This window comes from Nocardioides sp. S5-5 (assembly GCF_054954065.1).
Map to the genome: position 1 here is coordinate 195,774 of NZ_CP199913.1, position 20,218 is coordinate 215,991.

The following is a 20,218-nucleotide window of genomic DNA, read 5'->3' on the forward strand; positions in this document are numbered from 1 at the left end:
GGACACCAAGCGAGATCGCCTTAAGCAATGCTTCATTGCTCGGGTGCTCGACGCCCCACGAGGTGAAGGGGTCGAGCCCTTGTGCCGAGCGCTGCGCGATCTTGGGTCAAGCTTTCAACGCTTAGAGGTTCCGCCAATAGGTCATGGTTGTCGTGCTGGTCGACCGTCCCAGCGGTGGGTGATCCAGGCCTGGCGGACGAGTCGTCGGATGATGATCGCGGCGTTGGCCAGCGCGATGAAGGCCTCGATCACCTGGGTGCGACGCTCGGTGCAGATGGCGAGCTTCTTGAACCCGCGGTTGTGCCAGGAGTTGGTCCGCTCCACGACCCACCGGGCACCGGCTTGGAGCGGGAAGCCCTTCTTACTGATCACGCCCTCGCAGCCGAGCTCGTCGAGCAGGTCGCGGGTCTTGCGGCTGTCGTAGCCAGCGTCGAGGTGGACCGTGATGTCGTCGGGCAGCCCATCACCGAAACCCAGGTCGAAGCGGCCCAGGTGCTCCAAGGTGGGGCGCAGGAGCGGTGAGTCGTTGCGGTGCGCGCCCGCGACGACACACCCCAGCGGGATGCCGGCAGCTTCCACCAACAGGGACCGCTTGGTTCCCTGTTTCCCGCGATCTACCGGGGATCTGCCCGCTGCCTCGCCACCACAGGGAGCCTTCACGATGCACCCGTCGACCGTGACATCGCAGAGGTCCAGACCGACGATCTGGTCGTAGGCGTCCAGACAGATCTGCTCCAGCGTCTTGAAGATCCCGACCTCGATCCACTCATCACGGCGCCGACGGATCGTGGTGGCCGAGCACGTGGTGTCGGCGATGCGGTCGTAGGCGGCGCCGAGCACCGCGATCTGGACCAGCTTGTCGAACACAACCCGGTCCGCGATACGCGGTCGGTGACACCCAAGGGGATGAGCGTCGATGGGTTCAGGGATCAGCGCGGCGAACTGGTCCCACAGCGGTTCGATGATGAAAGATGGCAGGGCAGGCACGAGCCTCGGCGTTTCATGCCGCCGCGTGGCGGCGGCGGTTTCGGGTTCCGGTGGCCGGTGAGGTGGCCTGGGGGCCGGCGAGGGTCGCTGGTGGTGCGGCTGGCGCTGCCGGTGGGCGGTTCTCCGGGTCCTGGGTCGTGGGCGGGCAGGGCGCGTTCAGCAGTGTGTGGAGTCAGCTGAACGCGGTGCGTAGTCGGTGGAACCCTTCGGCGATCTCGACTGCCCAGCGCCAGGTCGTGTCGATGCGGAGCCGGATCTGTCGCGAGCCTCGGGTGATCCGGGCGGCGACGTGCAGGACTCGGTAACGGAACGCGTGGATCTCGCAGCGTGCGAGCTCGGGTACGTCGGCGAAGCAGATCTTCTTGGTCCATGCGATGAGGTCGACCGCGATCATGACGACCTCCAGCCACGCGGCGTTCTCGTTCCACGCCCGGCACGGGAGGTTCCGCAGTCCGGTGGCCTTCGCCTCGCGGATCCGGTCCTCCACCCGAGCGTGTTGACGGTGCCGCAACTCCAGCCCAGCGGCCTGACCGGGCACGACACCGGGCCCGTGGGCTGGGGTGTTGGTGAGGATCGCGGTGACCCGGTGTCCGTCGACATCGGTGAACGTGAGCTGTGCACCGGGATGAGGACGTTCCTTGCGCAAGATCAACCGCGACCCTTCGGGCCAGGTCGAGAGGTCGATCATGCCGGTGGCCTCCGCTACCCACGCCCCTTCACGGAACTCGCCGTCGGTCTGGATCGCGGGGTGCCAGCATTCCTCGGGGATGATGTCGACGATCCGCTGGATCCGCGCATCTACGGGGAATCCGAACGAGAACCCGACACCCCGTTCGACACACGCGGCCGCGAACGCGTGCGTGGCGCCAGCCGAATCCGAACGAGCAACCAGACGCTGGGCGCCCCAACACCCGGTGTGTGGGTCGAGCCAGGGGCGGGCGTGCTCGGGCAGCGCCTCGATCGCCATGTCCAGCACGGTGATGTGGTCAGCGGCGGTGTTCGAGCCGGCGTTCCCGGGACGCAGCAGACCGGCGAGCGCTTCGCCGGAAGCGATGTCGGGACGGTCCAAGAAGCACAACAGTGGATGGAACCCGAAGGTCCGTTTCCAGGTCGCGGCAGCGTTCTCCTTCTCGCTGTGCGCGATCGTGATCGTGGCGTCAAAGTCCAACAACAGTTCGGCGAACTCCTCACTGCCCAGGTCCGGCCCGCCGCCCGCGGCCCACGCCTGCTCCCGAGCCGCAGCGCGTGCAGCTCGCAGCGCGGGGAGGTGGTTCGCATCGGCCTTGTCCAAGACCCGCCAGGTCGTCGGCATCGAGGCCACCGGACCGTGGAGGTCCTCACGATCACCGAGCACTGCGATCCCGGTGATGGCGTCCGCACCGTCAGCAACCGCGGCCGCGAGATCGGTGAACACCCGGCCCGGCGCATGCAGCCAGGGACCGCGGTAGGTGTCGGCCAGCGCGGCGCTGACGGCGTCGACCAGCCCGGTGTACTCGGCCATCTCTCGGAGCAGCCCGACCCCAGCGTGCGACACCACGCCAGCCCCGTCCGCACTGACCACGACCCGACGCATCCGCTTGTTACGCTTCACCTGCAAAGTGCTCGCTCTCTTGGTCAACTTCAACTGTCGCAAGTCAAAGTTTCCCAAGCAGGACGGGCACTTTCGCGTTCCTGCGCTACGTGTCACCCAGAACCGCGTGAAACGCGGAGGCGAGCACCTCGGGGAAGAGAAGTGGCGTCAGACACCCCTTCTGTTACCGAGGCTCGTGCCTGTCCTGCGTGACCGACACGCCCTCACCGCTCAATACCTATTGGCGGAACCTCTTAGGGCGCTGCTGTGATTGGCGCCGCCTTGCGAACGCTCATTGAGTCTGTTGCGTGCCTCGGCGTGAATCTGACCAGGCTCATGCGTGGGACGAGGTGGAAGCAGAGAGGCTCCTGCGAAAATGCCGGCGATCCAGGCGAGAGGCGGCAAGGTGGTGGCGATTGGACCCATCGATCTTGGCGCGCCGAGGGATGGGCATAGGATCGGATGACCGGTCTCAAGGGCTGGCCTCAACTCAATACTGGCTGGTGCACCCCAGGGGTGCACGCCCCCGAAGCAACGGGAGCCAACCGGAGACAACGGGAGGCCGAGACCACGCTCAGGACGGTCGTTCCAGCGTGATCGAGCGTGGTATTCCGCCGGTTCAACTCCCCCCTCGCGCACGTGGACCGGTTTGGATAAGACCGGTCGAGTGGTTTAGGCGATAGAAGGGTCCCTGACCTGCGGAGAGAGGCAGATCAGGGGCCCTTCTCGCTTCGGAGGGCGTCGCGCGGTTGCCCAGGCCTCCGAGCGTCCCCGCGCGCTCGACTCGATGCCTCCCACCGTGCTGCGGTGGTGGGGCCGGTCTCCTTCACACTCCCAGCCGTCATGTCCCCAGTCTCGGACTCGCGCGAAGCAGGACAGTCCTCGGACCGTGGCCGAGACCTGCTCGGGGCGATCGCGCCTGAGGTTGAGCGGGAGAAGCGCACTCCAGCCGTTAGCCGTGGAAAGTGGCGAGCAGGTCGTCGATGCCTCGCGGCTCGCGGCCGAGGAGTTCGGCCAGGAGCGGGTCGGTCTGCGCGTAGTAGCCGGTGCGGGTGGCCTGGAACATCGAGAGGGCGAACCGGGCGACCGGTTCTGGCATGCCGTTCGCGGTCTGTTCGGTCACCCACTGGTCGTCGTCCACGACGACGCGTTCGATGGTGCGGCCGGACACCTTGGAGGCGGCCCGTGCGAAGTCCTCGAGGGTCACGGCCCGGGACGGCGTGAGGGTGACCGGACCGTCGAAGGAGCGGTCGCTGGTGAGGATGACCGCGGCGGCCTCCGCGAGATCCGCGCGATCGGTCCACGGGATGGGGCCGTCGGCGGGCTTGGCGATGGTGCCGGTCTGCTGCCATGGGCCCAGCAGATCGTCGAGGCTGCCGAAGAAGCCGTAGCGAAGGGCCGTCCAGGCCACGCCCGAGTCGGCGAGAAGTGACTCGGTGGCAGCGTGGAGCTGCGCGGGCGGGTAGGGGCTGTCGACGGCACCGGACTGGCTGGTGTAGAGAATCCGCCGGGCACCGGCCTCGGCGGCGGCCTCGATCGCGTTGCGGTGCAGCGTCATCATGTCGGCGGTCGGGTCGTTGCCCGAGACCAGCAGCACCTGCTCCGCTCCGGCGAAGGACTCGCGCAGTGTGGCCGGATCCTCGTAGGAGCCCTGCCGCACCCGGATTCCGCGGTCGGCGAAGTGCTGCGCTCTGTCCATGTTGCGCACGCTGATCCCGATCTCGTCGGAAGGCACCCGCTTCAGGAGCTGCTCGACGGTGGCGCCGTTCAGGACGCCGGTGGCACCGGTGACGACGATCATCGGGTGACCTCTCGAATAAAGTGACCCGGAGAGTCAGGTTAGTGGTTCCGGTCGACGGTAGATAACCTGACTCATCGAGTCAACTTTGCGCGAGGGAGCAGGGATGAGTGCGACCGGTGAGGCGGGATCGCCGTTGCGGCTTCGCGCGGACGCGCGCCGCAACGCTGCTGGGATCCGTCGCGCAGCCATCGATGCCTTCCAGGGCAAGGGACTGAGCGTGCCGCTGGAAGAGGTCGCCGCGGCCGCAAGGGTCAGCAAGGCAACGATCTTCAACCGGTTCGGCGGCCGGATCGGCCTGATCGAGGCGGTGATCGAGGATGTCGTCGCGACCGAGCTGCACCCGATCATCGACCGTGCCCGCGCCATCGACGACCCAGCCGAGCGACTGGTGGCCTACATCGCCGACATCCGTGATCTCCAGTACCGCCAGCCCGCGTTCGTCGACGTCATGCTGCAGACCTATCCCGACTCGCCCAGTCTGGTCCAGCTCTGCCACGTCGGGGGCGACTTCAACGACGAGCTGGTCGCGACCGCGCGGGCCGCGGGCGTCCTGCGTGACGACTTCACTGCCGCCGACCTCCACGCCCTGCTCCGGGACAACGCGCTCGCCCTCAAGCACGCGGACAGGCCGGCGCGCGACGACTACGACCGGCGCACCGGCTTCATCCTGGAGGGAATCCGGGTCCAGTCCTGGCCGTCGACGCAGGTGGACTCCGCCGAGCAGCAACAAGCAGATCCGATCGACGAACCTTCGCCCACCAACTGAACGAAGCAGACTGGTCCTGGGCCCGGAGTCTCCTCTTGCGACGAGCGCTGGAGGTACCCGGCCAGGGCGGCACGACCTGACCGCCTTCGGGGCGTGGCGGTTGCGGGGCTGGGTCCTCACTACGCATGTGGATTGCCAAGCAAGGCCGCCTGAGGAACGTCGCAAAGCTGAGCTGACGCGTCTTGGTGCGTGGGTTCAGGAGTGGTCAATGACCATTAGAAGTCGTCCTCCTCCACCACTTCCCAATCACCGACCTCGAACTGCATGACCGACGTTCGTGAGGGGTTCGTGACCGAGGAGGTGGCGAGACTCGCCGGCGTCCGCCAACCGCAGGCGACCAAGCATCTACAAGGCCTTGAACGGGCCGGGGTGGTGACGTCGCGGCGTGTCGGACGTAGGCGGATGTACGAGCTGCAGCCCGATCCGCTGCATGGGCTTGCGAGCACGCTGCAACGGCTCGCTGACTCCGCGGAGCGGACGACTGGTCGAGACCGGTGACCAGAGGACGAGTCAGGCGACCTGGGAGGTGGCGGGTTGGCCGGACGACCGATCCTTCGAGTTCAGCCGATCGCTGGCGAGCACGCCCGAGGTGGTGTGTCGGCATCTGACGGATCCCTCGTTGCTGGAGAAGTGGTCGATGACGCCGGACGTCGACGTGTTGAAGCTCGTTCTTCGAGCCGATCATGGGCGGTCGGCTGGAGTTGGAGTACCGCGACGCCGACGAGCGAGGTGACGTGGACATGGGGGGCCGCGCGCCGGCAGTGCATGCGACGGCTTATGTCGCCCCCGGCGCCGTGCTCGCGGGCGAGGTGACCCTGGCGGCGGAGGTCAGCGTTTGGTACGGCGCTGTGATTCGCGCGGATCTCGCTCCGATCCGGATCGGAACGGCAAGCAACATCCAGGACGGTGCGGTCCTTCACGCCGATCCCGGCTTCCCTCTCGAGGTGGGCGCCCGGGTGACGGTGGGCCACCGCGCCGTTCTGCATGGATGTTCCGTCGCAGACGAGGCACTGATCGGAATGGGAGCCATCGTCCTGAACGGGGCCAGCGTCGGCCGCGGCTCCCTCGTCGCTGCCGGGTCCGTGCTGTCCGCGGGCATGGAGGTGCCGCCGAACGTGCTCGTGGCTGGAGTGCCGGCTCGCATCAAGCGCACCCTGTCCGCTTCGGAGGTCGTCGAGATCCGCGAGAACGCCGAGACGTATGTCGGCCTCGCCGAGGAGCACCGTCGCGCTGACGAGAGAGCGGGGACGGGCGGCGAGTGACGCCGCCAGTTCGGCCGGACTATGCGTGGATCGTGGCGAGTGCGTGCTCCCGCGCCGGCTGCTTGAGCAGGGCGTCGAGGTCGGTGAAGAGGTCGGTGGCTCGGCGTCCGCTCCAGTTGGCGGGGAGCACGGTCAGGGGGAGTCCGGGATCGAGGTAGGGAAGGCGGCGCCACACGGTGAGCATCGGGATGTAGGCCGCGAAGGCGTCGCGAGGTTGCTTCGCCGACTTCCTCCACGAGGCGCGGATGGGCGCGAAGGCTGCGATGAACTCGTCGTACTCGGCCTGGATCGCCTCGAGGTCCCACCATTGGGCGACCCGGTCGCGCAGGGTGCCGAAGTCCTGGTAGGTCGCGCGGAACACATCGACGTACGACGTGAGGCCGCGGGCCTCAAGAGCCCGCGCGACCTCGTCGTGGAGCATCGACGGCGCGACCCACACTCCTGGCGAGATGGTGCCGAAGCCCCGCGCCGACAGGATCGTGCGCAGTTGGTGGCGCCGCTCCCGCTCCGACTCGGGGACCGAGAACACCACGATGAGCAGGCCGTCGGCCTCGCTCGCGCGCTTGGGTCCGAAGATGCGCACGTCGCCCTCGCGCAGGACCTCCAGCGCGTCGGGCGAGAGCGAGTAGCCGGCAGCGTTGTCGATCTTCCTCGCCTCGAGCACGCCGCGCCGTTTGAGTCGCGAGATGGACGAGCGGACGCCAGCGGAGTCCTCGTCGAGGTCGGTCATCAGCCGGACCACGGAGCTGATCGAGAGCCAGTTGTGCTCCTCGCGCGCATAGAGCCCATACAGCGTCATGATCAGCTGGCGCGGAGCGATGTCGAGCATGGCCGGAGCCTAATGCGCGGCCGGCCCGAGGCGAGCACCCTGCTCGTCGTAGCGGTACCAGCCTCGGCCGGTCTTCCTGCCGAGATCGCCTCGGGCGACGAGCTCGCTGACCGACCTCGACGGTGCATCCACCGGGTCGCCGGTCTCCTCGAAACGCGCCTTCTTGGTGAGGTAGCCGACGTCGATGCCGGTCAGGTCCATCAGCTCGAAGGGCCCCATCGGATAGCCGAGCGCCGTGCGGCAGGCGGTGTCGATCGACTCCACCGAGGCGATGCCTCCCTCGTGGAGCCGGATCGCCTCGTCGCGGACCGCGTTGAGGATCCGGTTGGCGATGAAGCCGGGGATCTCCTTGTCCAGGACGACCGGAGTCTTCCCCAGGGCCACGACGAGGTCCCGCGCGGTGTCGACGGTGGTCGAGGCGGTGTCCGGCCCCGCGACGATCTCGACGCATTCCATCACCAGCGCCGGGTTGAAGAAGTGCACGTTGCAGAAGCGGTCCGGCCGTCCGCTCGCGTCGGCGAGCTTCGAGGGGACGAAGCTGGAGGAGTTGGTCGCCAGGACCGCGTGCTCGGGCACCAGCTGATCGACCTCGGCGAAGATCGTCCGCTTGAGGGCGAGGTCCTCGACGGCGGCCTCGATGACGACGTCGACGCCGTCCGCAAGCACTGCCAGGTCGGTCCCGAAGCGGAGACGTGACCACGCGGCGTCCGCCGCGGCTCGGGAGCTCCTGCCCTTGGCGACGTCGCGGTCGACGCGACCGGTGAGCTCGTGTCGCGCTCGATCGAGGGAGGCCTCGGCCACGTCGTGGCATCGGGTGTCGTACCCCGCTCGTGCGCACAGCAGGGCGATCTGCGATCCCATCGCGCCGGCGCCGATCACCAGTACTCGCTGGATGTCCATCGTCCCTACTTTCCGTTGAACCGGGCGGGTCGCTTGTCGAAGAAGGCGGCGACGCCTTCGCGCTTGTCGTCGGTCTCGTACAGCACTGCCTGGGCGAGGCGCTCGATCAGCTGGCCCGAGGCCTGGTCGACGTCCGCACCAGCCCGGACCACCATGCGCGCCAGGCGTACGGCGAGGGGACCGCGCGCGAGGATCGCCTCGGCGACCTCCCGGCAGGTGTCGAGCAGGGCGTCGGCCGCGACCACGCGGGAGACGAGGCCCGCCGCACGGGCCTCGTCGGCGCAGAGCAGTCGCCCGGTGAGGATGAGGTCGAGAGCCATCCCCACTCCGGTGAGGCGGGTCAGGCGCTGGGTCCCGCCTGCCCCCGGGATGATCCCGAGGGAGGTCTCCGGCAGCCCGAGCCTCGCGGGCGCGCTCGCGATCCGGAGGTCGCAGGCCATCGCCAGCTCACAGCCGCCGCCGAGGGCGAGGCCGTTTCGCCGCGATGGTCGGCTTCTCGAAGGCCTCGATCTCGTCGAAGAGGCGTTGCAGCCCGGAGGCGATCGCGGTGGCGTGGCCGTAGTCGCGCAGCCCGTTGATGTCCGCGCCGGCGGCGAAGGCCCGGTCACCGGCGCCGGTGACCACGACGGCTCCGACCTCGTCATCGGTCCGCAACGCCTCGAGCGCATCACGGAGCTCGCGCTGCAGTTCGAGACTGAGTGCGTTGCGGGCTTCCGGGCGGTCGATGGTGACCAGCGCGATGCCGTCCTGCACCTCGACGCGCAGCGTGCCGAAGCCGCCGATCGACCGGGACGTCGGCGATGAACCCTGCATGAGTCGACCCTCGCTCCGTTTTATATCGTGTCCTTGACGGGCGTCATTAAACCATGTCACCATCGGAACATGCCCGACAGCAGCCCGGTCGCCCTGGTCACCGGAGCGGGCCGTGGCATCGGCAGGACCGTCGCGGCTCGGTTGAGCCGTGAGGGACACCGCGTGGCACTGACGGCCCGCAGCCGCGACCAGCTCGAGCAGACGGCTGCGGCCTGCGTCGGCGAGACCGTGGTACTGCCGGCCGATCTGACGGCTCCGGGAGCGGTCGAGGACCTCTTCGCCCAGGTCGAGGCGACGTGGGCCGCACCCGACGTCCTCGTCGCCAACGCCGGAGCCGGCACCGCCGCCGCGCTGCACGAGACGACCGACGAGCAGTGGGCCGCCATGCTCGACCTCAACCTCACCGCACCGTTCCGCTGCATCCGCCGGGCGGTCCCGGCCATGGTCGAGCGCGGTGCCGGCCGGATCGTCGTGGTGGCCTCCGTCGCGGCCAAGCAGGGCGAGCCCTACATCAGCGCCTACACGGCGAGCAAGCACGGCATCCTCGGTGTGGTGCGCTCCGCGGCGAGCGAGCTCGCCCGCACCGGCGTCACCGTCAACGCCGTGTGCCCCGGCTACGTCGACACCCCGATGACCGAGCAGACCATCGCGGAGATCGTCGAACGGACCGGGCGCACGCCCGATCAGGCGCGCGCCGCCCTCGAGGCGAAACAGCCCAACGGGCGTCTGGTCAGTGTCGACGAGGTGGCCGAGGCCGTGTGGGCGTGTGTCGCCAACGGCTCGATCAACGGACAGGGCATCAACGTGGACGGTGGAGGAGTGCAGTCATGAGCCTGGAGTTCGTCAACCCGCCCGAGCTGGGCCTCCCCAAGGGCTTCTCCCATGCGGTGGCGGCGAGTGGGAAGATCGTCTTCCTCGCCGGCCAGACGGCACTCGACGCCGAGGGCAGGATCGTCGGATCGACCGTGGTCGAGCAGTTCGAGAGGGCGCTCGGCAACCTGCTGACTGCGCTCGCCGCCGCCGGTGGCACGCCGCAGCACCTGGCCAGCATGACCGTCTACATCGTCGACATGGACGACTACCGGGCCCACGCCCGCGCGGTCGGGGAGGTCTGGCGCCGGCTGATCGGCGACCAGTACCCCGCGATGGCGGGCATCGGCGTCCACCGGCTCTGGGACGCCGAGGCGCTGGTCGAGGTCCAGGGATTCGCGGTCCTGCCAGAGGGGAGGTCGTGATGTCCCCGACGGCCCCGCTGAGCCTGTCGGCGTCCGCGCACGTCGACAGCTTCTGTCGCGACAACCTTCCCCCGGCCGAGCTCTGGCCCGAGTTCGTCGCCGACCTGCCCGGTCTGGCGTACGGCGACCGGTTGAACTGCGCGATCGAGTTGCTGGACGCGGTCGCCGAACGATTCGGCGGTGAACGGCCCTGCCTGCTCGCGCCGGGCCAGCAGCCGTGGACGTATGACGACCTGCGCCGGGTGTCGAACCAGATTGCCGGCCTGCTTGGTGAGTCCTACGGCATCGTGCCCGGCAACCGGGTCCTGCTGCGCGGACCGAACAACCCCTGGCTGGTCGCCTGCTGGTTCGGAGTGCTCAAGGCCGGCGCGGTGGCGGTCATGACGATGCCGATGCTGCGCAGCGGCGAGCTCGACAAGGTCATCGAGATCGCTCAGATCGAATTGGCCCTCTGTGACCGCCGGTTCGTCGAGGAGCTCGCGCTGTCGTCCGTCCCCGGTCTGCGGGTGGTCACCTACGGCGAGGGGAGCGACCTGTCGGCCGACATCGTGGGGATGCCGGACGACTTCTCCGCAGTGGAGACCGCGGCCGACGACGTGGCACTGCTCGCCTTCACGTCCGGAACGACCGGCAAGCCGAAGGCGACGATGCACTTCCACCGCGACGTACTTGCGATCGCCGACACCTTCTCCGCCAAGGTCGTCAAGCCCACCCGGGACGACATCTTCACCGGCACCCCGCCCCTGGCGTTCACCTTCGGACTGGGCGGACTCGTGGTCTTCCCGCTGCGGGTGGGTGCTTCGACCCTCTTGATCGAGCGGGCCACCCCCGACGAGCTGGCCGACCTGATCGACGAGCACCGGGTGTCGGTGTGTTTCACCGCACCCACGGCCTATCGGGCGATGATCACCTCCGGCAAGGTCGACCGCTTGTCGACCCTGCGCAGGGCGGTCTCCGCCGGAGAGCACCTGCCCGAGGCGACCTGGAGAGCCGTCCAGGAGGCGACCGGCGTCGAGTTGATCGACGGGATCGGCGCGACCGAGATGCTGCACGTCTTCATCTCCGCCTCCGACCGCGACATCCGCCCCGGCTCCACCGGGGTCGCCGTGCCGGGCTATCGGGCCGAGGTCGTCGGCGAGGACCTGCGGCCGGTGCCCCCGGGGGTCCCGGGGCGGCTCGCCGTCAAGGGGCCGACCGGTTGCCGCTACCTGAACGACGAGCGCCAGCACGACTACGTGCAGGGCGGCTGGAACATCACCGGCGACACCTTCATCCGGGACGAGGACGGGTATTTCTGGTACCAGGGACGTCAGGACGACATGATCGTGTCGTCTGGCTACAACATCTCTGCGGGTGAGGTCGAGGAGGCGCTGCTTGCGCATCCCGACGTCGTGGAGTGCGGTGTCGTCGGCACCCCGGATCCGTCACGCGGTCAATTGGTGACGGCGTTCGTCGTGCCTCGCGACGGCGTCGTCGCCGGGGAGGCGCTCGTCGCGGAGCTCCAGGAATTCGTCAAGCAGGCGATCGCGCCCTACAAGTACCCGCGCCGTATCGAGTTCCTCGAGGACCTGCCCAAGACGCAGACCGGCAAGCTGCAGCGATTCCGTCTTCGAGAGGCGACCAGGGAGCTCGCGTGAGCCGGCCCGCAGCCACCGGTGGTCCCCAGGTGTCGGTCACGCGGTACGTCGAGTGGCCGGACACCGACGCGGCCGGTCACTATCACCACTCGACGGTGCTGCGGTGGATGGAGGCCGCGGAGGCGGAGCTCTACGACGAGCACGGAGTGGTCGACCTCTTCGGCGTCGTACCGAGGGTGCATCTCGAGGTGAACCACCATGCACGGCTCTGGTTCCGCGACCGGGTCGAGATCGCCCTGCGGGTCGAGCGCCTGGGCCGTTCGTCGATCACCTTCGCCTTCACCGTCCACCGGGGCGACGAGCTTGCCGTGGAGGGGTCGTTCACCGCGGTCCACATCGATCCCACTGCGGGTCGCGCGGTGCCCTGGCCGGAGCCCGTGCGTGAGGCTCTCGCACCGACCAATATGTCGTGTAGTTGACGGACGTCAGACAAGCAATATATGTTGGGCCCATGATGTGGTCGGCTGCAGCGAGGAGATGGCAATGCGCATCGCGGTGATCGGTGGTGGCCCGGGTGGCCTGTACTTCGCCGCCCTCGCCAAGCAGCTCGACGCACAGCACGAGATCACCGTGTGGGAGCGCAACGCGGCCGACGACACCTTCGGCTTCGGCGTGGTGTTCTCCGACGAGACCCTCGGCGGCATCGAGCATGCGGACCCGGTGATCTATCACCAGATGGAGCAGGAGTTCGCGCGCTGGGACGACATCGATGTCCACTTCAAGGGCGAGGTCCACACCAGCGGAGGGCACGGCTTCGCGGCGCTGAGCCGCAAGCGCCTGCTCCGGATCCTCCAGGCTCGCTGCGCGGACCTCGGCGTGACGGTCCACTTCCGGATCGACGCCCCCGACATCGACGCGCTCTCCGCCGACTACGACCTGGTGGTTGCCGCCGACGGGCTCAACTCCGCGGTGCGCTCGCGGTTCGCCCCATCGTTCGGGCCACACCTTGAGCAGCGTGCCTGCAAGTACATGTGGCTCGGCACCGACAAGGTCTTCGAGGCCTTCAAGTTCTACATCGCCGAGACGCCGTACGGCGTGATGCAGGTGCATGGCTATCCGTTCGACGACAAGGGCAGCACCTTCATCGTGGAGATGAACGAGGAGGTATGGCGTGCCGCCGGCTTCGACAGCTTCGCCGCGCAGGACTTCGCGCCCGGTGAGTCCGACGAGAAGTCGATCGAGCGCGTGTGCGAGCTCTTCGCCGACGTGCTGGACGGCCATGAGGTGATGGCCAACAACTCGAAGTGGATCAACTTCTCCACGGTGCGCAACGAGCACTGGCGGCACGGCAACATCGTGCTGCTCGGCGACGCGGCGCACACCGCGCACTTCTCGATCGGCTCCGGGACCAAGCTGGCCATGGAGGACGCCCTCGCGCTGGCCGCCACCCTGCACGAGCACGACAGCGTCGACGTCGCGCTCGACGAGTACGAGGCCGAACGGAAGGCGGTCGTCCTCTCCACCCAGCGCGCCGCGCAGGCGAGCCTCGAGTGGTTCGAGAACCTCGGGCAGTACGTCGACCAGGACCCGCTGCAGTTCGCGTTCAACATCATGACCCGCAGCCGTCGGGTCACCTACGACAACCTGCGCCTGCGCGACCCCGAGTTCGTCGCCCGCGTCAACGAGTGGTTCGCGCGGCAGCAGGGTCCGGACGCGGAGCTCGACGCACCGCCGATGTTCCAGCCCTACCGACTCGGCGAGCTCGAGCTGGCGAACCGGGTCGTGGTCTCGCCGATGGACATGTACCGCGCCGCCGACGGCGTGCCGAACCTCTTCCACCATGTCCACCTCGGCGGCAAGGCACTCGGCGGCGCCGGACTGGTGATGACCGAGATGGTCTGCACCTCCCCGGAGGGCCGGATCACGCCTGGCTGCACGGGCATCTGGAATGACGAGCAGACCACGGCCTGGTCGCAGCTCACCGACTTCGTGCACCACGAGAGCAACGCCAAGATGGGCATCCAGATCGGGCACTCCGGACGCAAGGGGTCCACCCGCCTGATGTGGGAGGGCATCGACCTGCCGCTGGAGCAGGACAACTGGGACGTCGTGGCGCCCTCGCCCATCCCCTACCGCGACGGCGTCAACCAGGTGCCGCGCGAGCTGACCGTCGAGGAGCTGGCCGGGGTCAAGCAGCAGTTCGTGGACGCCGCGGTCCGCGCCGACGCGGCCGGCTTCGACCTCGTCGAGCTGCACTGCGCTCACGGCTATCTGCTGTCCTCCTTCATCTCGCCGATCACCAACCAGCGCACCGACGAGTACGGCGGCGACCTGGCCGGGCGGTTGCGGTTCCCCCTCGAGGTGTTTGCGGCGATGCGCGCGGTGCTGCCCTCCCACAAGCCGCTGACGGTGCGGATCTCGGCCACCGACTGGTGCGAGGGCGGACTCACCGGGGACGACGCCGTCCTCGTCGCCCAGGCCTTCGAAGAGGCGGGCGCCGCGGCGATCGACGTCTCGACCGGCCAGGTCACGCCGGACGAGAAGCCGGCCTTCGGCCGGTCCTACCAGACCCCCTTCGCGGACCGGATCCGCAACACCGTGGGCATCCCGACGATCGCGGTCGGCGCGATCTCGTCGTACGACGACGTCAACTCGATCCTGCTGGCCGGCCGGTCCGACCTGTGCGCGCTGGCCCGCGCGCATCTCTACGACCCGAGCTGGACCCTGCACGCGGCCGCCGACCAGGAGTACGCCGGCGCCGGCGCGGTCTGGCCGGACCCGTGGAAGGGCGGCAGCAGGAAGCCCCAGGCCGGCCGGACGGATGGGCCGAAGCCCCGGCTGGAGCTGATCCGCAACGGCGAGAGCGGCACCCGCCACGCCCGCTGGACACCCACATCGCAAGGAGAAGCCTGATGAACGGACTGTCCGCCGAGGAGAACGCACGGGTCAGCGAGATCCGGACGATCACCCGCGACCGGCTGCTCCCGCTCGTCGACGCCGGGACCGAGGGCCACGTCAATCGCCCGCTGCTGGCCGAGATGGGCCGGTCCGGACTGCTCCGCGGCCTCTTCGGCGGGGAGCCGGACGAGTCGCCGCGCGACGCCGCCGCCTTCCAGCTCTGCCTGCTGCGCGAGACGATCGCCGCGATCTCCGCCGAGGCCGAGACCGCGCTGGCGCTGCAGGGTCTCGGGAGCTATCCGATCCTGCAGTCCGGCCGGCCTCAGGTGGTCGAGCGCTGGATCCCGGGCGTCGTCACCGGCGAGGTCGTCGCCGCCTTCGCGCTGACCGAGCCGGACGCCGGCTCCGATGCGGCTGCCCTCGGTCTCCGGGCGGAGGCCGACGGCGACGGGTGGCGGCTGAGCGGCGAGAAGATCTGGATCTCCAACGCGCCGGAGGCCGACGTCTACACGGTCTTCGCCCGCACCACGCAGGATGCGGGCGCCCGCGGAGTCACGGCCTTCGCCGTCGCCGGCGACAGCCCCGGCCTGAGCGGCGAGCACCTCGACCTGCTCTCCCCGCACCCCATCGGACGGCTCGCGTTCGACGGCGTGCGGGTCGAGCAGGGCGACGTACTCGGTGAGGTCGACGCGGGCTTCAAGGTCGCGATGCGCACCCTGGACCTGTTCCGCCCGAGCGTCGGCGCCTTCGCGGTCGGCATGGCCCAGGCCGCGATGGACGCGACCTTGGACCACGTGAGCGAACGCAAGGCCTACGGCGGCGTCCTCGCCGACCAGCAGGCGCTCGCCCACAAGTTGGCCGACCTCGCGACGCAGGTCCAGGCGTCCCGCCTGCTGGTGCATGCTGCCGCACGGACGTACGACGCCGGCGGCTCCCGGGCCGAGGTCACGAAGTCCGCGGCGATGGCGAAGCTGTTCGCCACCGAGACCGCGCAGCAGGTGATCGACCAGTGCGTCCAGTTCCACGGCGCCCGTGCGCTGCAGCGCGGGCACCTGCTGGAGCACCTCTACCGTGACGTACGGGCACCGCGGATCTACGAGGGTGCCTCCGAGGTCCAGCGCTCCATCATCGCCCGCGAGCTCTTCAAGGCCCGTGAACTCGACAAGGAAGGGTCGGCCGCATCATGAACCGTTTCCGCGCATCTGTTCCGCTCACCGACAGGTGGGAGCACTTCGACTTCGCCATCGACGGCCCCGTCGCCACGGTGACGCTGAACCGGCCCGAGAAGCTCAACCCGCTCACCTTCGAGTCGTACGCCGACCTGCGTGACCTGCTCGCCGAGCTCCCGCACCACGAAGGCGTGCGGGTGCTGGTCGTCCAGGGCGAGGGCAAGGGGTTCTGCGGCGGCGGCGACGTCAACGAGATCATCGGCGAGCTGATCAAGATGAAGGCCGGCGACCTGATGAGGTTCACGAAGATGACCGGCGACGTCATCCGCGCGATGCGCGAGTGCCCGATCCCGATCATCACGAAGATCCAGGGCATCGCGGCCGGTGCGGGCTCCGTGATCGCTCTCGCCTCCGACTTCCGGGTCGTGGGGCCGAAGGGCCGGTTCGCCTTCCTGTTCACCAAGGTGGGGCTCTCCGGCGGCGACATGGGGGCGGCGTACCTCCTGCCGCGGGTGGTCGGCCTCGGCCGGGCCACCTCGCTGCTGATGCTCGGCGACACCATCGACGCCGAGACTGCTGATCGCTACGGCCTGGTCTCGCAGCTCGTCGACGACGAAGGGGCGCTGGACGACGCCGTGCGCGCGCTCGCCGACCGCATCGCCTCCGGGCCGTCGCTCGCGCTGGCACAGACCAAGTCGCTGCTGACCCGCGAGCTCGACATGTCGATGTCGTCGTCGATGGAGCTGGACGCGATGACCCAGGCATTGTTGATGACCACCGACGACCATGCCGAGTTCCATGCGGCGTTCAATGCCGGGCGCAAGCCCGAATGGAAGGGACAGTGATGAAGACCGTGTCCGACAAGGGCGACTTCCTCGACGTCGACGCGACGCTCACCGACGAGGACCGTGCCATCCGGGACACGGTCCGCGACTACGTCACCGCGGAGCTCGCCCCGCACGTGAGCGAGTGGTACGAGCATGGCACCATCCCGATCGAGATCGCCAAGGGTCTGGGCAAGCTCGGGCTGCTGGGCATGCACCTGCAGGGCTATGGCTGCACCGGTGCGACTGCGACGGCGTACGGCGTGGCCTGCCGTGAGCTGGAGGCGGTCGACTCGGGCCTGCGCAGCCTGGTCTCCGTCCAGGGCTCGCTCGCGATGTTCGCGATCCACCGCTGGGGCACCGAGGAGCAGCGCCAGGACTGGCTGCCGCGGATGGCCGAGGGCGAGGCGATCGGCTGCTTCGGTCTGACCGAGTCCGGCGCCGGCAGCGACCCCGGCTCGATGCGCACTCGTGCCCGCCGCGACGGCGACGACTGGGTGCTCAACGGCTCGAAGATGTGGATCACCAACGGCACCTTCGCCCATGTCGCGGTCATCTGGGCACAGACCGACGACGGCATCCGCGGCTTCGCCGTCCCGACCGACACCCCCGGCTTCTCCGCCCACGAGATCCTGCGCAAGCTCTCCTTGCGGGCCTCGGTCACCGCGGAGCTCGCGCTGGACGACGTCCGCCTGCCGGGCAATGCCGTGTTCCCCGAGGTGAGGGGCCTCAAGGGTCCGCTGTCGTGCCTCAACGAGGCGCGCTACGGGATCTTGTGGGGGGTCGTCGGAGCGGCGCGCGCCTGCTTCGAGGAGGCGCTCGACTACACCGGCGAGCGCGAGCAGTTCGGCAAGCCGCTGTCGTCCTTCCAGCTGACCCAGCGCAAGCTCGCCGACATGTCGATCGCGGTCACCAACGCGAGCCTGACCGCCGTCCAGCTCGGCCGGCTCAAGGACGCGCACCAGATCACGCCCGAGCAGGTCAGCCACGGCAAGCTCGCGAACGTACGCACTGCGTTGGATGTCGCGCGGACCGCGCGCGGCATGCTCGGCGCCGCCGGCATCACCCTGGACCACACCGTGATGCGACACATGAACAACCTCGAGACCGTGGCGACCTACGAGGGCACCGAGGAGATGCACGCGCTCAGCATCGGTCGGGCGCTGACGGGGATCGCTGCCTTCCGCTGATGGCGAGGTCCGGCGACGCGGCACCGCACACGGACGACTGTCGGCTACGGGGCGTTGGCTGTTCATACGTGGTTGTGGTTGGCTGCGCCGGCGGTGCCGACCGGTACGAACGCCGCGACGGCGAGCCAGCTCGATTTCTGCGGCGACGCGACCGTGAAGCGGGCGGCTGGCCTCACCCGCCGGCGAACTCCGACGGTGTCGGAAGGACGTCCGGCGACTGGTGCGCGTCCGTGCTCAGGCCAGGGCAGGTGGCGACTGGTCCGTCTCCCCGCCGACGCCCGTCGCGCCCGCGCCCTCGGGTTCGGTGGGAAGCTCTGCATTCACCCCGCCCAGGTCGCGCCGGTGACGCGTTCCTTCGCGCCGACCCCGGAACAACTGGCCTGGGCTCGCACTGTCCACGAGGCAGCCGAACAGTCCGGAGGTGGCGTCTTCCTCGGACCCGACGGCCACATGATCGACCAACCGGTGATCGACCGGGCTGCCGCAATCCTGGGTCAGGCGCTCTCCAGATAGCGGAGCACGGCGGCCACGCGCCGGTCGTTCTCGTCGTCGGGCGCGAGGTCGAGCTTCGCGAAGATGTTGCGGATGTGCTTGTGCACGGCGTTCTCGGTGACGTGCAGTCGCTCGCCGATCGCGGTGTTGCCCAGACCCTCGGCCATCACCGAGAGAACCTCGCGTTCGCGCGCAGTCAGCCGCTCGAGCGGGTCCCCGGAGCGGCGCCTCGCGAAGAGCTGCGCCACCACCTCCGGGTCGATCGCCGTGCCTCCGGAGGCGACCCGGTGGACTGCGTCGACGAAGGCGTCCACTCGACCGACGCGTTCCTTGAGCAGGTAGCCGACCCGGTCGGCACCGTCGGCGAGCAGGTCGGTGGCGAAGCTCTGCTCCACATAGGCGGAGAGCACGAGCACCGCGAGCTCGGGGTGGCTGCGGCGGGCCGCGACGGCGGCCTTGATCCCCTCGTCGGTGTGGGTCGGCGGCATCCGTACGTCGACGACGGCGAGGTCGGGGCGGTGCTCGTCGACGGCCGCCAGGAACGACTCCGGGTCGCCGGTCGAGGCGACGACGTCGAAGCCCTCGTTGCGCAGCACCAGGCCGAGGCCCTCGCGCAGCAGGGTGTCGTCCTCGGCGATCACGATGCGCATGGCAGCTCCGCCCTGATCTCGGTGGGTCCTCCCGTGGGACTGGACACGGTCACGACCCCATCATGGGCCTCCACGCGGCGGGTGATGCCAGCGAGGCCCGAACCCTGCGACGCGTCGGCACCACCGCGGCCGTCGTCGGTGACGCGGACCAGCAAGGTCCCGGCATCCAGCCGCACCTCGACTTCGGCATGCTCGGCGCCACTGTGCCGGGCCACGTTCGTCAACGCCTCCGCCACCATGAAGTACGCCGTGGTCTCGACACTGACAGGACACCGGACGGGTACGTCGACCACGACCAGGCACGGCACCGGGCAGTCGGCCGCCAAGGCACTGAGCGCGCCCTCCAGGCCGCGATTCTCCAGTACTGGCGGGAGGATCGAGCGCACCACCGACCGCAGCTCGGCCAGTGCGTCCTCGATGGTGTCCTGGGCCCGGGACAGCATTTCATCCACCCGCCCCGGGTCCCGCCCGATCTCGCGCCGCGCGGCACCGACCAGCACGGCAGCGCCGACGATGCGGTTCTGTGCGCCGTCGTGCAGCGCGCGCTCGATGCGCCGCAGCTCGACGGCGTGTGCGTCCAGCGCCGCGGCCCGGGTCGCCGCCAGCGCGGTGACCCGCGCGGACAGGTCCGCATCCGCGGACGGGCGCAGCAAGGCCAGGCCCGGCCGCGTCTGCAGCCCGAGCAGCCAGGGCGCGCCGACGACCCACAGGGCGAAGGTCGCGAGCCCGATCACCGGCGCCCAGCCGGCGATGCTCCATGACTCCGCGTTCACCCAGCCGTTGACGATGTCCTGCAGGCTGGGGTCGACGATCTGCCACCACAGCGGATAGGTGATGTCATGCACCGCCATCACCAGCAGCTGCACGATGGCGACACCGAGGATCAGGCCCCAGGTCGCCAGGTTCGGCAACCAGGCCAGGTCTCGTCGCACAGCCCGGTCGGACGCGCGCAGCCGAGTCCTCGGACTCGCCGGCTGTCCGGCACGATCGTAGGGGTCGGGCACCTCGTGCCCCCACCTGCGCAGGCGCTCGCGCTCGAGGTCGGCCAGCCAGCGCACCCACCGCAGCACCGGTGACACCAGGGGCGCACCGATCCGCAGGAACCATCCGACCGCGACCAGAATCAGCACCGGGATCGTGAACAGCGCCGGCAGTCCGATGGCCGAACCCCACACGGCGTAGCCGGTGCTCCGGATCGCCCGGTGCAGCATGCGTCGGCCGCGCTGCACGACCTCCTCCATGTCGCTCACTGCCG

The 20,218-nt window shown here is 69.2% G+C and carries 19 protein-coding genes; 10 read left to right on the top strand and 9 right to left on the bottom strand.

The window, feature by feature from the left end:
• Nucleotides 1–141 precede the first annotated feature (141 nt).
• The 3 genes from ACUP6Y_RS00860 to ACUP6Y_RS00870 all read right to left on the bottom strand — a co-directional run bounded on the left by ACUP6Y_RS00860 (nucleotide 142) and on the right by ACUP6Y_RS00870 (nucleotide 4,358).
• Nucleotides 142–987: an IS5 family transposase gene (locus tag ACUP6Y_RS00860; RefSeq protein ID WP_462553709.1), complete on the bottom strand. Its 846-nt coding sequence runs from the start codon at nucleotides 985–987 to the stop codon at nucleotides 142–144.
• Between the two features lie 172 nt (nucleotides 988–1,159).
• Nucleotides 1,160–2,578 (bottom strand): IS1380 family transposase, encoded by a 1,419-nt coding sequence (locus tag ACUP6Y_RS00865; RefSeq protein WP_462553651.1) that lies wholly within the window; start codon nucleotides 2,576–2,578, stop codon nucleotides 1,160–1,162.
• Between the two features lie 931 nt (nucleotides 2,579–3,509).
• Nucleotides 3,510–4,358, bottom strand: a complete 849-nt coding sequence (locus tag ACUP6Y_RS00870; protein WP_462553710.1) for an NAD(P)H-binding protein — start codon at nucleotides 4,356–4,358, stop codon at nucleotides 3,510–3,512.
• Nucleotides 4,359–4,461: 103 nt separating this feature from the next.
• Here ACUP6Y_RS00870 and ACUP6Y_RS00875 point away from each other — a divergent pair, with 103 nt between their 5' ends.
• Together ACUP6Y_RS00875 and ACUP6Y_RS00880 are read left to right on the top strand one after the other, a co-directional pair.
• A complete protein-coding gene (locus tag ACUP6Y_RS00875) occupies nucleotides 4,462–5,124 on the top strand; it encodes a TetR/AcrR family transcriptional regulator (protein WP_462553711.1) in 663 nt (220 codons plus the stop codon).
• A 683-nt stretch (nucleotides 5,125–5,807) separates the two neighbouring features.
• Entirely contained in the window at nucleotides 5,808–6,386 is a 579-nt protein-coding gene (locus ACUP6Y_RS00880) for a gamma carbonic anhydrase family protein (RefSeq protein WP_462553712.1), read from the top strand.
• A 19-nt stretch (nucleotides 6,387–6,405) separates the two neighbouring features.
• On the opposite strand, the gene ACUP6Y_RS00885 is transcribed toward ACUP6Y_RS00880, so the two are convergent.
• The 4 genes from ACUP6Y_RS00885 to ACUP6Y_RS00900 are packed head-to-tail and all read right to left on the bottom strand — an operon-like array spanning nucleotide 6,406 to nucleotide 8,928.
• The gene (locus tag ACUP6Y_RS00885; RefSeq protein WP_462553713.1) at nucleotides 6,406–7,215 is read right to left on the bottom strand and encodes a PaaX family transcriptional regulator; all 810 of its coding nucleotides are present in this window, start codon (nucleotides 7,213–7,215) and stop codon (nucleotides 6,406–6,408) included.
• A gap of 9 nt (nucleotides 7,216–7,224) precedes the next feature.
• On the bottom strand, nucleotides 7,225–8,115 hold the full coding sequence (locus tag ACUP6Y_RS00890) for a 3-hydroxyacyl-CoA dehydrogenase family protein (protein ID WP_462553714.1): 891 nt from the start codon (nucleotides 8,113–8,115) through the stop codon (nucleotides 7,225–7,227).
• A gap of 5 nt (nucleotides 8,116–8,120) precedes the next feature.
• Nucleotides 8,121–8,555 carry an enoyl-CoA hydratase-related protein gene (locus ACUP6Y_RS00895; protein ID WP_462553715.1) on the bottom strand — a complete coding sequence of 145 codons (435 nt, stop codon included), beginning with the start codon at nucleotides 8,553–8,555 and terminating at the stop codon, nucleotides 8,121–8,123.
• Between the two features lie 7 nt (nucleotides 8,556–8,562).
• Nucleotides 8,563–8,928 carry an enoyl-CoA hydratase/isomerase family protein gene (locus ACUP6Y_RS00900; protein WP_462553716.1) on the bottom strand — a complete coding sequence of 122 codons (366 nt, stop codon included), beginning with the start codon at nucleotides 8,926–8,928 and terminating at the stop codon, nucleotides 8,563–8,565.
• A 69-nt stretch (nucleotides 8,929–8,997) separates the two neighbouring features.
• Between ACUP6Y_RS00900 and ACUP6Y_RS00905 the strand changes: the two genes are divergently transcribed.
• The 8 genes from ACUP6Y_RS00905 to ACUP6Y_RS00940 all read left to right on the top strand — a co-directional run bounded on the left by ACUP6Y_RS00905 (nucleotide 8,998) and on the right by ACUP6Y_RS00940 (nucleotide 17,821).
• A complete protein-coding gene (locus tag ACUP6Y_RS00905; protein WP_462553717.1) occupies nucleotides 8,998–9,759 on the top strand; it encodes an SDR family NAD(P)-dependent oxidoreductase in 762 nt (253 codons plus the stop codon).
• On the top strand, nucleotides 9,756–10,163 hold the full coding sequence (locus tag ACUP6Y_RS00910; RefSeq protein WP_462553718.1) for a RidA family protein: 408 nt from the start codon (nucleotides 9,756–9,758) through the stop codon (nucleotides 10,161–10,163). The genes ACUP6Y_RS00905 and ACUP6Y_RS00910 overlap by 4 nt, the downstream gene beginning before the upstream one ends.
• The gene (locus tag ACUP6Y_RS00915) at nucleotides 10,163–11,800 is read left to right on the top strand and encodes an AMP-binding protein (protein WP_462553719.1); all 1,638 of its coding nucleotides are present in this window, start codon (nucleotides 10,163–10,165) and stop codon (nucleotides 11,798–11,800) included. The genes ACUP6Y_RS00910 and ACUP6Y_RS00915 overlap by 1 nt, the downstream gene beginning before the upstream one ends.
• The gene (locus tag ACUP6Y_RS00920) at nucleotides 11,797–12,219 is read left to right on the top strand and encodes an acyl-CoA thioesterase (protein ID WP_462553720.1); all 423 of its coding nucleotides are present in this window, start codon (nucleotides 11,797–11,799) and stop codon (nucleotides 12,217–12,219) included. Before ACUP6Y_RS00915 ends, ACUP6Y_RS00920 begins: the two co-directional genes overlap by 4 nt.
• Nucleotides 12,220–12,283: 64 nt before the next feature.
• Nucleotides 12,284–14,653 (top strand): bifunctional salicylyl-CoA 5-hydroxylase/oxidoreductase, encoded by a 2,370-nt coding sequence (locus ACUP6Y_RS00925; protein ID WP_462553721.1) that lies wholly within the window; start codon nucleotides 12,284–12,286, stop codon nucleotides 14,651–14,653.
• Nucleotides 14,653–15,825, top strand: coding sequence for an acyl-CoA dehydrogenase family protein (locus ACUP6Y_RS00930; RefSeq protein WP_462553722.1), 1,173 nt, complete (start codon nucleotides 14,653–14,655; stop codon nucleotides 15,823–15,825). The genes ACUP6Y_RS00925 and ACUP6Y_RS00930 overlap by 1 nt, the downstream gene beginning before the upstream one ends.
• A complete protein-coding gene (locus tag ACUP6Y_RS00935; RefSeq protein ID WP_462553723.1) occupies nucleotides 15,822–16,652 on the top strand; it encodes an enoyl-CoA hydratase family protein in 831 nt (276 codons plus the stop codon). Before ACUP6Y_RS00930 ends, ACUP6Y_RS00935 begins: the two co-directional genes overlap by 4 nt.
• Nucleotides 16,652–17,821, top strand: coding sequence for an acyl-CoA dehydrogenase family protein (locus ACUP6Y_RS00940; RefSeq protein ID WP_462553724.1), 1,170 nt, complete (start codon nucleotides 16,652–16,654; stop codon nucleotides 17,819–17,821). The genes ACUP6Y_RS00935 and ACUP6Y_RS00940 overlap by 1 nt, the downstream gene beginning before the upstream one ends.
• Before the next feature lie 494 nt (nucleotides 17,822–18,315).
• On the opposite strand, the gene ACUP6Y_RS00945 is transcribed toward ACUP6Y_RS00940, so the two are convergent.
• Nucleotides 18,316–18,963, bottom strand: coding sequence for a response regulator transcription factor (locus tag ACUP6Y_RS00945; RefSeq protein ID WP_462553725.1), 648 nt, complete (start codon nucleotides 18,961–18,963; stop codon nucleotides 18,316–18,318).
• A complete protein-coding gene (locus tag ACUP6Y_RS00950) occupies nucleotides 18,951–20,204 on the bottom strand; it encodes a sensor histidine kinase (protein ID WP_462556580.1) in 1,254 nt (417 codons plus the stop codon). The genes ACUP6Y_RS00945 and ACUP6Y_RS00950 overlap by 13 nt, the downstream gene beginning before the upstream one ends.
• Between the last annotated feature and the right edge of the window lie 14 nt (nucleotides 20,205–20,218).

What these genes read in the sequence shown, in the direction of transcription:
- ACUP6Y_RS00950 (WP_462556580.1), bottom strand. Translation starts at nt 20,204, where the DNA reads ATGGAGGAGGTCGTGCAGCGCGGCCGACGCATGCTGCACCGGGCGATC.
- ACUP6Y_RS00890 (WP_462553714.1), bottom strand. Translation starts at nt 8,115, where the DNA reads ATGGACATCCAGCGAGTACTGGTGATCGGCGCCGGCGCGATGGGATCG.
- ACUP6Y_RS00935 (WP_462553723.1), top strand. Translation starts at nt 15,822, where the DNA reads ATGAACCGTTTCCGCGCATCTGTTCCGCTCACCGACAGGTGGGAGCAC.
- ACUP6Y_RS00875 (WP_462553711.1), top strand. Translation starts at nt 4,462, where the DNA reads ATGAGTGCGACCGGTGAGGCGGGATCGCCGTTGCGGCTTCGCGCGGAC.
- ACUP6Y_RS00910 (WP_462553718.1), top strand. Translation starts at nt 9,756, where the DNA reads ATGAGCCTGGAGTTCGTCAACCCGCCCGAGCTGGGCCTCCCCAAGGGC.
- ACUP6Y_RS00900 (WP_462553716.1), bottom strand. Translation starts at nt 8,928, where the DNA reads ATGCAGGGTTCATCGCCGACGTCCCGGTCGATCGGCGGCTTCGGCACG.
- ACUP6Y_RS00885 (WP_462553713.1), bottom strand. Translation starts at nt 7,215, where the DNA reads ATGCTCGACATCGCTCCGCGCCAGCTGATCATGACGCTGTATGGGCTC.
- ACUP6Y_RS00940 (WP_462553724.1), top strand. Translation starts at nt 16,652, where the DNA reads ATGAAGACCGTGTCCGACAAGGGCGACTTCCTCGACGTCGACGCGACG.
- ACUP6Y_RS00930 (WP_462553722.1), top strand. Translation starts at nt 14,653, where the DNA reads ATGAACGGACTGTCCGCCGAGGAGAACGCACGGGTCAGCGAGATCCGG.
- ACUP6Y_RS00880 (WP_462553712.1), top strand. Translation starts at nt 5,808, where the DNA reads ATGGGCGGTCGGCTGGAGTTGGAGTACCGCGACGCCGACGAGCGAGGT.
- ACUP6Y_RS00905 (WP_462553717.1), top strand. Translation starts at nt 8,998, where the DNA reads ATGCCCGACAGCAGCCCGGTCGCCCTGGTCACCGGAGCGGGCCGTGGC.
- ACUP6Y_RS00945 (WP_462553725.1), bottom strand. Translation starts at nt 18,963, where the DNA reads ATGCGCATCGTGATCGCCGAGGACGACACCCTGCTGCGCGAGGGCCTC.
- ACUP6Y_RS00925 (WP_462553721.1), top strand. Translation starts at nt 12,284, where the DNA reads ATGCGCATCGCGGTGATCGGTGGTGGCCCGGGTGGCCTGTACTTCGCC.
- ACUP6Y_RS00870 (WP_462553710.1), bottom strand. Translation starts at nt 4,358, where the DNA reads ATGATCGTCGTCACCGGTGCCACCGGCGTCCTGAACGGCGCCACCGTC.
- ACUP6Y_RS00895 (WP_462553715.1), bottom strand. Translation starts at nt 8,555, where the DNA reads ATGGCCTGCGACCTCCGGATCGCGAGCGCGCCCGCGAGGCTCGGGCTG.
- ACUP6Y_RS00915 (WP_462553719.1), top strand. Translation starts at nt 10,163, where the DNA reads ATGTCCCCGACGGCCCCGCTGAGCCTGTCGGCGTCCGCGCACGTCGAC.